This window comes from Streptomyces niphimycinicus, from assembly GCF_018883605.1.
Taxonomy (GTDB): domain Bacteria; phylum Actinomycetota; class Actinomycetes; order Streptomycetales; family Streptomycetaceae; genus Streptomyces; species Streptomyces niphimycinicus.
Genome location: NZ_JAHLEM010000510.1, coordinates 1 through 421 on the forward strand (window position 1 = coordinate 1; position 421 = coordinate 421).

The window sequence follows — 421 nt, forward strand, 5'->3', positions numbered from 1 at the left end:
CGTGGCTGGGACCTGGACGCGCTCTACCACCCGGACCCGGAGCACCCCGGCACCTCGTACACCCGCGAGGGCGGTTTCCTCCACGACGCCGCCGACTTCGACCCCACCTTCTTCGGAATCTCGCCGCGCGAGGCGCTGGCGACCGACCCGCAGCAGCGGCTGCTGCTGGAGACCTCGTGGGAGGCGTTCGAGCGCGCGGGCATCGACCCGGCCACGCTGCGCGGCAGCCGTACCGGTGTGTTCGCGGGCGTCATGTACCACGACTACGCCACGCTCGTGGAGCAGGCCCCGGACGGCGGTGGCGAGGGCGCGATCGGCTCCGGCAGCACGGGCTCCATCGCCTCTGGCCGCGTCGCCTACGCCCTCGGCCTGGAGGGCCCGGCGGTCACCGTCGACACGGCGTGTTCGTCGTCGCTGGTGG

At 73.6% G+C, this 421-nt stretch carries 1 protein-coding gene; it reads left to right on the plus strand.

The window, feature by feature from the left end:
* Window positions 1-421 (plus strand): beta-ketoacyl synthase N-terminal-like domain-containing protein (locus tag KN815_RS34310; protein WP_216345752.1); only part of this gene is annotated, 421 nt, incomplete at both ends.